Source organism: Pantoea sp. FN0307, from assembly GCF_050113815.1.
GTDB classification, from domain to species: domain Bacteria; phylum Pseudomonadota; class Gammaproteobacteria; order Enterobacterales; family Enterobacteriaceae; genus Mixta; species Mixta alhagi.
In genome coordinates this window covers 43,684-56,550 of the sequence record NZ_JBNJSO010000009.1, presented here as the reverse complement: position 1 = coordinate 56,550, position 12,867 = coordinate 43,684, and the positions used below count along the sequence as shown (strand labels likewise).

Below are 12,867 nucleotides of genomic sequence, written 5' to 3'. Positions count from 1 at the left end.
CTTGCAGACCAACAATAAGTAATGGCGGGATTTCTAAATAAAGCAGCGCAGGTGAACATAATAAGGGAGGTCGGCGTTATGCAGGACAACGTGATTGACGGGCTGGTGACTGCGGCCGCACATCCGGTGACTGTGCAGGTGATTAATCAGGGGCCGGGGATCTTGGGAAACGTGGTCACGGCCGCAATCACCGCCGGGGCGGCGATTGCGGCCGTCATGCTGACGCACCGGTTCACCCTTCGTCGTGAAAGAGCTGCCGCTGAGGACAAGCTGGCCCGGGAGCGATATTTCATTTCCACTGAGCTTGTATTCCGGCTTGAGCGATTTGCACAGGAATGTGCTGACGTAGTGAACGACGAAGGAGAGGATGATGGCAAGGGAAGCCTCCGGACGACCGCGAGCGTGGAAGCATTTTCTGTCAATGATATTGCCGGCGACTGGCGGGTACTTCCAGACCGGATTCAGTACCGTATCCGCGAGCTGACGGTACTGATCCCTGAAGCCAACCAGCATATAAGTGTTGTCAGAGACTGGGATTATCCGCCCGAGTGGCCTCTGACGTTTCGTGAACGACGGTATCAGTATTCACGTCTGGGCATGCGTGCCATTTTATTGGCCAAGCGACTACGCAAACTGAATCATATGCCCTCTTCACGCCTTGATGCCAACAGCGACTGGTCGGCACAACACGTGCTGTGGAAACAGTGGCGAAAAGAACGGAAATTCAGGGCGCGTATGGCGCGTGAGGATGCTGTTTAAGTTTTATGGAGTAACTATGACACTGCCATCTCACTATCCGCAGGCGCCCGTCACGCCGCTGCCGGTCGCCATTGATTATCTAAAGCTGGGAGAAGAATCCCACATAATCCGTGACACGGCATTCGGTGATGGAAACAGTAATCCGATTCAGCCTGCCTCCGTTTAAGTCCCTGCCCTGTAGTCTGTATGCCGTGATATACGCAGTTTCATAAGCCTAAAAGGAATCGATGATGGGTAGTATGAAAGAGCTGATTTTTGATATGCAGAAAGAACACCGGGATGAATGGATTGCTATTAACTACCCGGAAGCGGAGGAAGGCTCTAAAGCATGGGATCACGCCATTCAGGAATATCAGTGGTTTCAGGACTGGTTAGAAGAGGCTGCAGAACAGGCGCATTTTGAAGCTAAACTGGCCAGCATACCTGGCCGCTTACATGATGCCAAAGTTGAATTGCAGGAGCTGGAGAGATTGCTGGCGACCATTCAGCCAGACATTGTATTGCGGATGGCATTTGTCCATGTGGTGACCGTTCTGGACAGCTTTCTGATGTACAGCGCACGGGCTTTACTCAGCCATTCTCCTCACCTGCAGAGGTTCATGAAAAATGCAACCAAACTGGTGCGCAGTGAAAAAGAAAGAAAGGCCCTGCTTAATAAAAAGTGGTTCGAGCAAGAGCCCGGACTGGAAACACCTGAACAGGCCTTTACATGGCGTGCCCAGGCCATTGTGTCAAAAAAAACCTTCCAGAACCCCAGTGCTATCAAACGCTATTTTGAACTCATGCTCAGTACGCCTCATGCCTGGGATTATGAAGAACTAGGAGTCGTGATCGACACTCGTAACGATCTGGTTCACCGCAATGGATTTACTCTGGCCGATGAGCCTGTACATATCTGGCCAGAGCGGGTCGCAGACGCCATCCTACGTGTCTCCGGCTTTATTGAAGCAGCAGCAGAAACACTTCTTCAGGAGGACGATCGTTTCCGGGATGACGGTGATTGTTTCTGACAACGAGTTTCTTGCCTATATGGAAGAATTTACTATTAATCCGACTGTTACCAGCATTACTGCTTGGGAACACGACATTAGGAAAGTTTGCTCATGACCATCGCAGCTGAGGGGATTTCCGCCTGGATACCGGCAATTGCAGCGCTGGCCGGTATCCAGGCGCGCTGGGAAGTCAGTGGCTTTCACACCACTTCACGGCTGAACGTGAAAGAAAAGCAGCAAGCGAAAAACTTCAGAGGGAGCAGTATTTTATTGCCACCGAACTGGTTTTTCAGCTTGAGCGGTTTGGTGAAGAATGCGTACCGCCCGCCACGGACTACGGTGATGTTGAGGATGGATCTGGCCTGGCAGTGCTCGAGACGAGTATACCCGGGATCGAATTTTCCGGCGTCAAAGGCGACTGGCGCTCACTTCCGTCTGATCTGATGTATCAGATTCGTGAGCTGGAAACGATGATTGCAGAGTCGAGTAACGTTGTCAGCACAGCATTTGATGATGCCGATCCGCCCGACTTCATCGAAGGTTTCTTCGCGCACCGGCAACAGGCCGTAAGGCTGGGTATACGTGCATTTATTCTCGCAGCCAGGCTGCGAAAACTTTGTAAAATGCCAGCTATGAAAGGGGCCGGGAACAGCTGGCCTGCACCACGCCACCTCTGGTCCCAGTACCGGGAGCAGAGGGCAATTCTCTTCGCTGCCAGACGTACCCGAGTGACGCGTGCTCTTGAAATTACCCGGTTGGCTCATGAAAAACGGCATAATTATTAGGAATGATCATGACACTGCCATCACTTTATTCACAGCAGCCTGTCACCCAGCTGCCGGTCGCCATCGACTATCCGGCGGCGCTGGCACTCCGCCAGATGGCCGCGCAGCACGATGAATATCCACAATACCTGCTGGCGCCGGAAGTCAGCGCCCTGCTGCATTATGTGCCGGACCTGCACCGCAAGATGCTGTTTACCACACTGTGGAACACCGGCGCGCGTATCAACGAGGCGCTAGCGCTGGCCCGCGCGGATTTCAGCCTGGCACCGCCCTACCCGTATGTGCAGCTGGCCACCCTGAAACAGCGTGGCCAGAAGGCGAATCGCGGCGCCGGCCGGATGCCGGCCGGGATGGTGCCACACCGCCTCGTTCCGTTATCCGATCCGCAGTTTATCGCCCAGCTGGAGATGATGATTGCCACACTGAAAATACCGCTGGAACGGCGTAACCCTGAGAGCGGGCGAACTGAAAAGGTGCGGCTCTGGACCATTACTGACCGGACCGTACGCACCTGGCTGAACGAAGCGGTTGAAGCCGCAGCAGCTGACGGCGTGACATTCTCCGTGCCGGTCACGCCGCACACGTTTCGCCACAGCTACGCCATGCATATGCTCTATGCAGGGATTCCGCTGAAGGCGCTGCAGAGCCTGATGGGACATAAAAGCATGAAGTCTACCGAAGTGTATACGAAGGTGTTTGCACTCGATGTGGCTGCACGATACAGGGTGCAGTTTCATATGCCTGGTACAGAAGCGGTAGCAATGCTGAAACTACGCGAGTAATCATTCAAAAACTTGCAACGCCCCGACCGACCACTTGAGAACAGGGGCAGAGCTAATTCTTGAGGATATACAAGCTGGCTTAGCCTCTTGATAAGGTACTTCAGGATATTGTGAAATATATGAGGTAATATTTTGTCTTTCTTTTTAACGGAATTTATTATGCGAGTGTTCGTTATCCTGATATTTATTTTAATATTGATTATATCAATTGATATGTACTGGGGCTTGGATTTGGCCTGGGTTTGGGCCAAGTCGAATGCTTCGGTGTTAGGGACATTTTTTACAGCTTTTGCATTTGTTGCGACAATCTGGAGTGCCCACGAAGGGAGGCGTAGCAGCACTGCGGCCATTAAAGCGTCTAATATATCGGAGGAGTCACTGAAACTTTCTGGTAAAATTAGTGCAGTTCAAACATTTGAATCGCATTATTCCCTTCTTCTTGAACAACACAATATTTACCACGAAAAGCTTTGCGAATATTTAGACTCAAAAGTCGGAAGGGATTTATTAAATAACATACAGTCAAAAAATAATGTTTATCTCGCATGTCGTCAACTGTACACGCATCCTGTAATAAGCCCTTACATGAGGGTTTTGTATCATACGCTCGATTTCGTAAGTACCAGTTACTACAACGAGAATGGAGATGTAAGTGAACATAAAAAGTACACATCACTGATTAGATCACTGATTAGAAACGATATTTTAAGTCTCGTTGGGTTAAACGCTTTAATCATGAAAGAAAAGAACCCAGGCGAAAATTATGGCTTTGAATACTACCAGCAACTCCTTCATAAATATGATTTTTTTGAACATGTGAATTTCATTTCATGGGCGGGTGAGACTACTCTGGATGACGGTTGCAATGAGCTTTCTAAAAAATATGAATCACTTATATATGAGCACGCAAAATCACTTATAAAACTTCGAATATCCCAGGTCGCTAATAATAAAATTGGTGCGTCGAGCATTTATTTCAAAAAAACGCCGGTAAAGCTAGTTCTTATTTATGTATATAAAAACCCTTTCTCGGGAAAATTAAATGAATTAATCAATAAAACACCAAAAGACATCTTTAGCATATTTAATTGTCTGTGGAAAAATAACGCAAAAGAAACAGACTTTGCTTTGCAGAAATCGAGGGGGCTGAACGCAGGGTTATTGAAAAGAAAGATTTTATCTGAACTGAGCGATGATCTGACACAAATGAAAAAAGAATTCGATTCTTTTAAGCATATATGACTCTGAACGGTATCGTTTTGTATGCTGCCAGATTAATACTTTATTAGGGAAATTTACCAAAGTGCTAAATGAGCTGCGCAAGTTTGCGCATAAAGAACCCGGAAGGAGTAAATATCGACAGGAAGCTCAGAAACATGTCGCAGGATTGACGTTTTTTCCCAACCGGATAAAAGAATATTTTGATGCCATGCTGAGTTCACCACCGGACTGGCCGATAAGATATTTGATTAATGCTGTTGATATCCGTAATGCCCACCGAATGGCAGGGGAATGGCATAAAAAACGTCTGGCAACGGTCGCTCACTGTTAAACGCGAATTATCAGGCAAAAGATGGTTAAATTAAGCTCTGCTAAACAATCAGGTGAAAAAGGAGGCGGTAATATGCTTGAGACGATTAATGACGGGGTAAGTTTTTTCACGGCGATGGTTTTTGCAGTGCGATGGTTTTTGCAGTGCTTATATGGGCGACGTTCTGCATAGCGGCCTGGTACAACTTTTTCAGTGATGCGCGGCGGTCATCATGGCACAGCGGTGGTCTGACAGACTTTATTGACCTGTTTCCTGTATGGCTGGTTAACGGCGTTTTGGCAGCATGGTTCATTGCAGGTACATTTCCGCTGCTTAACTATGTTGCAGATAAAGAACAGTTCGGCAGCGTCGTTGGACGTACCAGGGAAATGGGGCTTTTCGACGAACGACCGTGGTATGGGATAGGCGGTTATCAGTTTCTGGCCGTGGTGTTAATCCTTGTGACCAGCTACCTAATTCACCGCTATCGTGACGCCTGAAATTGATGTGTGTAAGGCTTTCAGGCGTTTATCATGCCGCTCACTGAAGCGGCATTTTTATTTCAGTTATACAGGCATTTTTACCGAACGGCGGCAGAACGGTGTAAAAAAACGCTGCTTTCTTGACGACAGATGCTGCCGGCGCTTCATCAGGAAACGAACAAAACAGCCTGATGCGGTTACCTGTTATGCTTCGCACAAAAAAGATCATGCTTTTTATATGCTACGTATGTGTCATGTTAATGGGTGTCAAATGATAAATGACAGGCTGAAACTGATATGATTATATTTATGTGATTTATATATGTTATAAAATATAACTGTAAGAGTCATCATCCTTGCTTTACAGGTGGAGTCACACCCGGAACTATCGAGTTTGTGTTATATATATTTCAATTTCATGATACGTTGAAATCTCTGCTGAACTTTAACTTTAACCACTTCTGTGAGGTTTGCGATGCGCATTTTTGTTGACGACGGCTCTACTAACATCAAGCTGGCGTGAAAAGAAAATGGGGAGGTTAAAACCTTCATCAGCCCTAACAGCTTTAAACCAGAATGGTCGTTGAATCTGTTTGATGATGGTCAGTCTGCAAACTATGAAATTGAAGGTGAAAAGTTCAGCTTTGATCCAGGCAGTGCCGATGCAGTCGTGACAACAGAAACACGCTATCAGTACAGCCAGGTAAATACGGTGGCAATCCATCACGCACTGCTGCAGTCGGGCATCGAACCACAGGTAGTAGATGTTGTGGTGACGCTACCGCTGTCTGAATATCTGAATGCTGATTTCCAGCCTAAAACTGAAAATATTACCCGCAAGAAAAAAAGCGTTAAGCGTGACGTTACTCTGCAGGGAAACAGGCAGGGTTTCACTATCGACAAAGTCACTGTTCTGCCTGAAAGCATTCCGGCGGGCTTCAACGTCCTGACCGGGCTGCAGGACGATGATTCACTGCTTATCGTGGATCTGGGTGGTACCACCCTGGACGTTTCACATGTTCGGAGCAAAATGTCCGGCATTACGAATACCTGGTGCGATCCTAAAATTGGCGTATCCATTATCACTAACGGTATTAAAAACGCACTCGCCGGGCATACGCGCATCAGTTCTCTTCAGGCAGATAACATCATCGTTCACCGTGAAGAAAAGGCCTGGATTGAACATCGCCTTCCGGATGCCAGATTACGTCAGGCCGTGTTGAACACGATGGAAGAGAAAGAGCGCATTCTGACTAACCGCGTGGTGGATACGCTCGATCGTTTTACAGGCTATACGCATGTAATGTGCGTAGGCGGCGGTGCAAAGCTGATTGCCGATGCTGTAAAAAAAGCAACCAACGTGCCCTCAGATCGCTTTTTCACGAGCAATGACCCACAGTTTGATCTGGTGCTGGGCATGCTGGAAATGAAGGAAGGCAGCGCGAATGACTGACAAATCCTCACCACGCAAAATCGCGTTTAACCTGTATCCGGATGAGCAGGCCGGGGACAGGTTAGTGGTCGATTTGCTGGATGAAACGCGCCTCAAAGAGCGGGGGCGCGCCATGCGCGCCTTTCTCCTCACCGGTGCCGCACTGGCGTCCATTGATCGCCGGCTCCCCAATCTGATAGCTGAGCTGGCAACCGAAAACGTTACGCTGCAGGACATCCAGCGTATTATCAGTAGCGTGATCCCGGATGCATTCACGCCGGACGATTCGGTGATACGGGCATTACTGACCAGGCTAGGTCCGGCTGCCAGTGCGACAGATTCTGCTCAGGCAGAAAAACCGGTGCATCAGGAAGATAAAAACGTCGCCGATACCCGCGCAAACAGCTCCAGGATGTTTCCGGACGACGAATGATGGGCCTGTTTTTTTCCAGATGATTAAAACAGGCGCCGGGCTGCACTCAAATAAAATCCCCTTCACTGCAGTCCGGCAGCCTGACGCTTAATGTGAAAACTTTTACCTCTTCATGAACTGAGTGGCATCCCTTCAGATATCCAGTAAACATCCTTAACACACTTTTGCTACCGGTATATCTTTCCAGTTCGTCGTCCAGGCCTGACTCAGCATTTCCCGCTTCATCTTCCATTCCGGGTCAATGCCTTTGCCCGCAAAGCCAATGCTGTAACGACCCGACCGGTTCATGGTATCAAGCAGGTTCATCAGGGCCTCGCTGCCGGCACGCGGTGCCTCATCATCAAACAGGTTCAGCTGCGCCACGCCGTTCGGCCGCAGCTCGCTGAGCATGATACCGGCTTTCGCATAGCGATAGCCCGGGCGCCAGATAGCGTCCAGGGACTTCACCGCCGCCTCAGTAATGTTTCGCGTGTCCTGCGTGCCTACGTGCAGCTTTACGAATGCCGTGTTGCTGTATCCGGCCTGGGTGGTGTCGAAGGGCGACGTACGGATAAAAACCGAGACGTGATGACAGAACTGGCGGTCCTCGCGCAGCTTTTCCGCCACACGCTCGGCATAGGCGCAAACCGACTGACGCATCGCATCGTATTCCGTGATGCGCTCGCCAAAGCTGCGGCTGACTACTATCTGCTGCTTTGGCGGGGGCGCATCCTCCATCGGGATGCAGGATTCGCCATTGAGCTCACGTACCGTGCGCTCAAGAACCACGCCAAAGTTTTTACGGATAAGGGAAGGGGAGCTGCGCGCCAGATCGAGCGCCGTAGTCACGCCGAGCAACTGCAGGCGCTTCTCAAGCCGGGAACCCACGCCCCAGAGTTCGCCCACGGGCTGACGAGACAGTAGCTTTTCGGTCCGCCTCGGATTCCCCGGCGTGAGCGCCAGCACCCCGCCAAACTGCGGCCATTCCTTCCCGGCCCACTGCGCTGATTTCGCCAGCGTCTTCGTCGGGCCCAGCCCGACGCCGACCGTCAGCCCGGTGCAGGTTTTGACATGGTTTCGGATCATGCGACCAAAATCTTCATAGGGCATGGCCATCTCCATACCACGGCAGTCGCAAAAACCTTCGTCCACCGAGTAGACTTCCAGGCGTGGCACAACCTCCTCGATACAGGACATGACCCGGTTGCTCATCGAGTGGTAAAGCGCGTAATTGCTTGAAAAGAAATGTATTTTTTCGGGGAATTGCTGATTTTTTATTTTAAACCACGGCTCGCCCATTTTAACGTACTTCTTCGCTTCCCTGCTGCGGGCAATCACGCAGCCGTCATTATTCGACAGGATGGCCACCGGTGCATTTTTCAGGTCAGGCCGGAAGACCTTCTCTGCACTGGCGTAAAAGCTGTTCACGTCAATTAAACCGAACATGTCAGTTTCTCCTGCGTGCGGTATGAACGAAATGCACAACGACGCCGAAAATTTCCAGCGTATCCGGATCAGGAATGATAACGGGGTAGGCAGGGTTCATGGGCTGGAGTACGGGACCCTTCGGGGAAAGCAGCAGCCGCTTTACCGTGAATTCGCCGTAAAGCTCCGCGATGACAATGTCGCCGTGTTCCGGTCTGAGGGAACGATCGACAATAAGCAGGTCGCCGTCATAAAGGCCGATGTCCTGCATGCTGTTGCCCTGCGCGCGCAGGAAGAAGGTGCTTGCCCGGTGGGCTATAAGATATTCATTCAGATCGAGCTCCTGTTCCGCATAGTCCTGGCAGGGAGAGGGAAACCCGCAGGATACACGTTCCAGAAAAAGAGGCCTGAAGCTGGGCGGCGGATTGTCCGCCGGGTGCATCAACTCAAAGGCGTTAAACATAGCAAAAGTCCCTGTTAAAGCGCTGTATGTATTTACAGTAGTATTAACTGGCTTTCAGGGCTGTGCAAGACACAGTGAATCACACCTGCATGGCGAAAAAAGAAGATCATTGATTTATAAAGTTTTACAGCGAAACGGAAGGTTATTTATTGACCAGCGCTTTTCAGCCGTCAGCGGGCAGGGGCTGCAGCTGTTTATCCACAGCTTTATGCGCCGGATGTGCAGCGTAGATGTGGATAAGGGCCCCTCCGGCTCCCCTGTCGGGTCGTCAGCCCCACTCAGCTAACCGCCAGAGCCGGTAAGCTTCGCCGGACCGCCGGGGACGCGTTCCGGGCCTGTCGGCTGGGGTCTGAGGGCCGAAAGCAGAAACCGTGCTGGCGCTCCTCTGAAAACGCCGGCGCGGGGTTTTTAAGCGAGGCCTGTTGTGTAAGATCACCGTTCGTTTTCAGGGAGCTGTCGCATAAGGAATTTGTTCTGAAACTCTGTCACCCCGCTTTTCTCATTTCCGTCTGCCTGCATCCGCGGCGCGTGCGCCGGCACGGTGACGGCTGAGCAACAGCCGGCCAAAACTGCAGAAAAAACACAGACCAAAACAAAGACCAAAACACAGACACGGCAGGGCAAAGCAGGGGCTGCAGCCAGCCCCAGGGCTGGCGCGAACCGCGACGGCCAGAATCCGCCGCCGCTCTGAGGCGCAACGCCGTTTCGCTGCCGCTCAGCCGCCGTTGCTGCTGCATCGTGCTGTGCTTTTCCTACGCCGTTCACCGGTTTAAGTCCTTTCGCCGGGGCTGAGACAAGCACAGGCGCCGTGGTCGTCCAGGGTGAAATGAACGCCGTGAAAATTTTTTTCCGGCCACTCCATTAGACCAGAAATAAATTTCCCCGTCGCCCCGGACGCCTGCCGTCACCCGCGCTGGTTTACGCCCTCGCGGCGAAGGATCTCAAACGGGTGAAGTGAATACCGGAGGAAAAAACCAGCCGATTTCCACAAAACGTCAACACCGCGGCTCCCGAAACTCAACGGGTGACGTGGTTAAAAAACCAACTGCATGAGGAGAAACGTTATGGCTTCACGGGGCGTCAACAAGGTCATTCTGGTCGGCAATCTGGGGCAGGACCCCGAGGTGCGCTACATGCCGAACGGCGGCGCGGTCGCGAACATCACGCTGGCCACCTCTGAATCCTGGCGCGACAAGCAGACCGGGGAAACCAGAGAAAAAACGGAATGGCATCGCGTGGTGCTGTTCGGAAAGCTGGCTGAAGTGGCCGGGGAGTTTCTGCGTAAAGGCGCTCAGGTGTACATCGAGGGCGCGCTGCAGACACGGAAATGGCAGGACCAGAGTGGGCAGGAGCGCCACACCACGGAAGTGGTGGTGAACGTCGGCGGCACCATGCAGATGCTGGGCGGGCGCGGCGGCGGCACTGGCGCACAGACCGGACAGCAGTTCAGCGGTCAGCCTCAGCAGCCGCCGGCAGCGTCAGATAATGGTGGCAAAGGTGGCAAAGGTAGCCGGGGCGGACGCGGTGCGGCACAGCCGCAGCCTGACCCCCATGCACCGCCGCAGGGCAACCAGCCGCCGGCAGATTTTGACGATGACATCCCGTTCTGAATGACACTGCGCCGCTGACCTGCGGCTGCAGGGCTGGCGCACTACCGGAGAATTCCATGACCAGTCACACACCATTACTTCCGAACGGACCCTTTACCCGGGAGCAGGCAGAGGCCGTTGCCCGCACATACAGCAACGTCACGATTGAAGACGATCAGGGCACGCACTTTCGTCTGGTCGTACGCAGCAGAGGGGGGAACATGCTCTGGCAGGCATTTAATTTTGAGCCGGAGGCCGGGTTCTGGCTCGGACTGTATATCGAGCTGAACGGCACAAGAACGCATTAAGAAGGTGCCCTGCCGGAGTCCTACCTCCGCAGGGCCGGACAATCGTCATCAGTGAGGAATCAGATATGTCAGCTATCCAGTCTAAAGAAAAAATCCGTAACGGCAAGACCCACGCGTACTACGGCCGCAGGTCGGTCGGTTTCCGCAGCTGCAGCGGCAGTGAAATGACGCGCGATGAGAGCGTGACGCTGCAACGGCTGTACGCCTTTTCGCCGGGCGATTTTGAGGCCTACAGCGCACGCGGCGAGGAGTTCCGCCGCCGGCTGTGCGGCGCCGTGCTCCATGCCTTACCGCTCAGTGACAGCTGGCTTACTGACTGCGAGTACCGGGAGGAGTGGGGCGGGGTGTTCCCGGTTCACCTGCGCCTGACGCACCGGAAAAACCGTCACGTCACGCTCGATATCCTGAGCCCGGGCAACGAATCACCGTTCTGGCACGGACTTATCTGGATAAATCCCGATCACACCGGGTTGTACGTTCTGAACACCGAACAGTTTGAGCCGGAAACCATCGGCCGGCTGCTGACGCGCATAGAGGAAATGGTGTCAGCGGGTATCACGCCGGCGGAAATCGTGGCGGTGCTGGGCAGAAAAGGGGGATGCGTATGAATACAGTAATGATGACGCCATTAATGGTTCCACCTGTTTACCCGCAGCCGCAAAAACGTTGTCATCTGTACGACGTGGCGCGATGTCCTGTACATACGTTCACGCTGGTTGTGAATTCAGGTAAAGCTGATAACGGTGATGTCAGCCCCGCGCCGACGCTCCCGGCGCCAGGTCTGTCTGACACAGTCCTGCGGCCCGGAGAAGCGACGCCCGGGCGTTCTGCGCAGGCCATGCTGCGTCAGGCAGAGGCGCAGGAGAGGCTAATCTGCGAGGCAGAAACGGCGCTGGCCAGGCAGACAGTCAGCACATACCGGAGATGGTTTTCATGCTGGCGCCGCCGTGGCGTACGGGTTAACGATCTGCTTGATATGACGTGGGTCTGGCGCCAGCGCGCATGATGATGCTGTTTTTTTAAACAGGAACTACGGTGATGTGACTTCAGGAATGATTTTACGGTCAGCCGGCACGACGTCACATCATTTTAGCTTTGCTGCGACGTTCATGACTTCTGCTGAGCTAACCGCTCAGCAGATTGCTCATAAGGCAGTGAAAACATCCAGTACTCCCCTGAAGAGCGGTAAACCTGCGGATGAACACCCGCATGAGGATCAATCAGGTAGTTGGTTACCCATATTTAAAGATTTCCTGCAGATGGTCGATGAACAGTGTTTTGATTCTGAGGGAAATTATGAAAAATAAGGCATTGCTTACCCTGGTATTACTGTCAGGCCTGCTGCTGAGTGGATGTTCAAAGCATTCTACCGACATGTTTTTTAAATATGCGACCCTCACGTTCTTCGATACGTACAAAACAGAGGTGCTTTACTGGCAATTCAAGGACGGCGTCAGGGTCACGGATAAATGGAATCCCGCTCACTTCCCTGTGCAAGTGGCTGATAATAAATGCTATGTTCGCTTCAGGATTGATATGGGGGGGATCTATGTTGGGCTGCCTACCATTAATACCGACAACATTGAAAAGGATACTGTGCCCTTCAGGGATTTTCTCAACTGGGCGGCGCAACCATATGAAAAAAGAGAAAAAACGAAACGATCCCTTTCAGAAAGCAAACGATATGCTGAACTGGATTTTCGGGTTGAGAATGAGACAGGTACAAATACTCCTTTGCTGATTATTACACGGAAAACAGGATATTTCGTTTCTGATTTAGTAATAGCGATGCGGCCCGTTGATGTTTATTACGTCATAGCATGGGCTAATATGGTGAAGGAAGCAAAAGATAAGGGAACAGAACTGTAATAGTAATTTATGGGGCCTGTAGCCTGTAAAAGCTGATA

17 protein-coding genes and 1 pseudogene are annotated in these 12,867 nt (G+C 51.7%); 16 read left to right on the top strand and 2 right to left on the bottom strand.

All coding sequences use genetic code 11. The annotated features are described in order from the left end of the window. Nucleotides 1–78 precede the first annotated feature (78 nt). The 10 genes and pseudogenes from ACQE3Z_RS19285 to ACQE3Z_RS19240 all read left to right on the top strand — a co-directional run bounded on the left by ACQE3Z_RS19285 (nucleotide 79) and on the right by ACQE3Z_RS19240 (nucleotide 7,196). On the top strand, nucleotides 79–759 hold the full coding sequence (locus tag ACQE3Z_RS19285; protein WP_426975019.1) for a hypothetical protein: 681 nt from the start codon (nucleotides 79–81) through the stop codon (nucleotides 757–759). Nucleotides 760–775: 16 nt separating this feature from the next. Then, nucleotides 776–925 carry a hypothetical protein gene (locus ACQE3Z_RS19280; protein ID WP_426975018.1) on the top strand — a complete coding sequence of 50 codons (150 nt, stop codon included), beginning with the start codon at nucleotides 776–778 and terminating at the stop codon, nucleotides 923–925. A gap of 73 nt (nucleotides 926–998) precedes the next feature. Beyond that, nucleotides 999–1,769 carry a hypothetical protein gene (locus tag ACQE3Z_RS19275; protein WP_426975017.1) on the top strand — a complete coding sequence of 257 codons (771 nt, stop codon included), beginning with the start codon at nucleotides 999–1,001 and terminating at the stop codon, nucleotides 1,767–1,769. 93 nt (nucleotides 1,770–1,862) lie between these two features. Continuing rightward, nucleotides 1,863–2,195: a hypothetical protein gene (locus tag ACQE3Z_RS19270; RefSeq protein ID WP_426975016.1), complete on the top strand. Its 333-nt coding sequence runs from the start codon at nucleotides 1,863–1,865 to the stop codon at nucleotides 2,193–2,195. Between the two features lie 343 nt (nucleotides 2,196–2,538). Next, the gene (locus ACQE3Z_RS19265) at nucleotides 2,539–3,318 is read left to right on the top strand and encodes a site-specific integrase (protein ID WP_426975015.1); all 780 of its coding nucleotides are present in this window, start codon (nucleotides 2,539–2,541) and stop codon (nucleotides 3,316–3,318) included. Between the two features lie 159 nt (nucleotides 3,319–3,477). Beyond that, nucleotides 3,478–4,560, top strand: a complete 1,083-nt coding sequence (locus ACQE3Z_RS19260; protein WP_426975014.1) for a putative phage abortive infection protein — start codon at nucleotides 3,478–3,480, stop codon at nucleotides 4,558–4,560. A gap of 61 nt (nucleotides 4,561–4,621) precedes the next feature. Next, a complete protein-coding gene (locus ACQE3Z_RS19255; RefSeq protein ID WP_426975013.1) occupies nucleotides 4,622–4,870 on the top strand; it encodes a hypothetical protein in 249 nt (82 codons plus the stop codon). 131 nt (nucleotides 4,871–5,001) lie between these two features. Further along, nucleotides 5,002–5,349: a hypothetical protein gene (locus ACQE3Z_RS19250; protein ID WP_426975012.1), complete on the top strand. Its 348-nt coding sequence runs from the start codon at nucleotides 5,002–5,004 to the stop codon at nucleotides 5,347–5,349. A 457-nt stretch (nucleotides 5,350–5,806) separates the two neighbouring features. After that, a pseudogene (parM, locus tag ACQE3Z_RS19245) lies at nucleotides 5,807–6,784 on the top strand (plasmid segregation protein ParM domain-containing protein). Beyond that, on the top strand, nucleotides 6,777–7,196 hold the full coding sequence (locus ACQE3Z_RS19240; protein WP_426975011.1) for a plasmid partitioning/stability family protein: 420 nt from the start codon (nucleotides 6,777–6,779) through the stop codon (nucleotides 7,194–7,196). Before parM ends, ACQE3Z_RS19240 begins: the two are co-directional and overlap by 8 nt. Before the next feature lie 153 nt (nucleotides 7,197–7,349). On the opposite strand, the gene umuC is transcribed toward ACQE3Z_RS19240, so the two are convergent. Together umuC and umuD are read right to left on the bottom strand one after the other, a co-directional pair. Then, nucleotides 7,350–8,621, bottom strand: a complete 1,272-nt coding sequence (gene umuC / locus ACQE3Z_RS19235) for a translesion error-prone DNA polymerase V subunit UmuC (RefSeq protein WP_426975010.1) — start codon at nucleotides 8,619–8,621, stop codon at nucleotides 7,350–7,352. 1 nt (nucleotide 8,622) lies between these two features. Further along, entirely contained in the window at nucleotides 8,623–9,063 is a 441-nt protein-coding gene (umuD, locus tag ACQE3Z_RS19230) for a translesion error-prone DNA polymerase V autoproteolytic subunit (protein WP_426975009.1), read from the bottom strand. A 1,064-nt stretch (nucleotides 9,064–10,127) separates the two neighbouring features. Here umuD and ACQE3Z_RS19225 point away from each other — a divergent pair. From ACQE3Z_RS19225 to ACQE3Z_RS19200, 6 genes are all read left to right on the top strand, one after another. Then, complete coding sequence (locus ACQE3Z_RS19225) at nucleotides 10,128–10,673, top strand: single-stranded DNA-binding protein (RefSeq protein WP_426975008.1); 546 nt, start codon at nucleotides 10,128–10,130, stop codon at nucleotides 10,671–10,673. Nucleotides 10,674–10,729: 56 nt separating this feature from the next. Then, nucleotides 10,730–10,960, top strand: coding sequence for a DUF905 domain-containing protein (locus tag ACQE3Z_RS19220; RefSeq protein ID WP_085072420.1), 231 nt, complete (start codon nucleotides 10,730–10,732; stop codon nucleotides 10,958–10,960). Nucleotides 10,961–11,025: 65 nt separating this feature from the next. Continuing rightward, nucleotides 11,026–11,568, top strand: a complete 543-nt coding sequence (locus tag ACQE3Z_RS19215) for a conjugation system SOS inhibitor PsiB family protein (protein ID WP_426975007.1) — start codon at nucleotides 11,026–11,028, stop codon at nucleotides 11,566–11,568. Next, entirely contained in the window at nucleotides 11,565–11,966 is a 402-nt protein-coding gene (locus tag ACQE3Z_RS19210) for a hypothetical protein (protein WP_426975006.1), read from the top strand. The genes ACQE3Z_RS19215 and ACQE3Z_RS19210 overlap by 4 nt, the downstream gene beginning before the upstream one ends. Nucleotides 11,967–12,000: 34 nt before the next feature. Beyond that, a complete protein-coding gene (locus tag ACQE3Z_RS19205; protein WP_426975005.1) occupies nucleotides 12,001–12,267 on the top strand; it encodes a hypothetical protein in 267 nt (88 codons plus the stop codon). Then, complete coding sequence (locus ACQE3Z_RS19200; RefSeq protein WP_426975004.1) at nucleotides 12,257–12,829, top strand: hypothetical protein; 573 nt, start codon at nucleotides 12,257–12,259, stop codon at nucleotides 12,827–12,829. Before ACQE3Z_RS19205 ends, ACQE3Z_RS19200 begins: the two co-directional genes overlap by 11 nt. Nucleotides 12,830–12,867 lie beyond the last annotated feature (38 nt).

Coding starts and splice junctions, on each gene's coding strand:
- ACQE3Z_RS19200 (WP_426975004.1), top strand. CDS start 12,257: ATGAAAAATAAGGCATTGCTTACCCTGGTATTACTGTCAGGCCTGCTG.
- ACQE3Z_RS19280 (WP_426975018.1), top strand. CDS start 776: ATGACACTGCCATCTCACTATCCGCAGGCGCCCGTCACGCCGCTGCCG.
- ACQE3Z_RS19225 (WP_426975008.1), top strand. CDS start 10,128: ATGGCTTCACGGGGCGTCAACAAGGTCATTCTGGTCGGCAATCTGGGG.
- ACQE3Z_RS19210 (WP_426975006.1), top strand. CDS start 11,565: ATGAATACAGTAATGATGACGCCATTAATGGTTCCACCTGTTTACCCG.
- umuC (WP_426975010.1), bottom strand. CDS start 8,621: ATGTTCGGTTTAATTGACGTGAACAGCTTTTACGCCAGTGCAGAGAAG.
- ACQE3Z_RS19240 (WP_426975011.1), top strand. CDS start 6,777: ATGACTGACAAATCCTCACCACGCAAAATCGCGTTTAACCTGTATCCG.
- ACQE3Z_RS19270 (WP_426975016.1), top strand. CDS start 1,863: ATGACCATCGCAGCTGAGGGGATTTCCGCCTGGATACCGGCAATTGCA.
- umuD (WP_426975009.1), bottom strand. CDS start 9,063: ATGTTTAACGCCTTTGAGTTGATGCACCCGGCGGACAATCCGCCGCCC.
- ACQE3Z_RS19265 (WP_426975015.1), top strand. CDS start 2,539: ATGATCATGACACTGCCATCACTTTATTCACAGCAGCCTGTCACCCAG.
- ACQE3Z_RS19220 (WP_085072420.1), top strand. CDS start 10,730: ATGACCAGTCACACACCATTACTTCCGAACGGACCCTTTACCCGGGAG.
- ACQE3Z_RS19250 (WP_426975012.1), top strand. CDS start 5,002: ATGGTTTTTGCAGTGCTTATATGGGCGACGTTCTGCATAGCGGCCTGG.
- ACQE3Z_RS19285 (WP_426975019.1), top strand. CDS start 79: ATGCAGGACAACGTGATTGACGGGCTGGTGACTGCGGCCGCACATCCG.
- ACQE3Z_RS19215 (WP_426975007.1), top strand. CDS start 11,026: ATGTCAGCTATCCAGTCTAAAGAAAAAATCCGTAACGGCAAGACCCAC.
- ACQE3Z_RS19275 (WP_426975017.1), top strand. CDS start 999: ATGAAAGAGCTGATTTTTGATATGCAGAAAGAACACCGGGATGAATGG.
- ACQE3Z_RS19260 (WP_426975014.1), top strand. CDS start 3,478: ATGCGAGTGTTCGTTATCCTGATATTTATTTTAATATTGATTATATCA.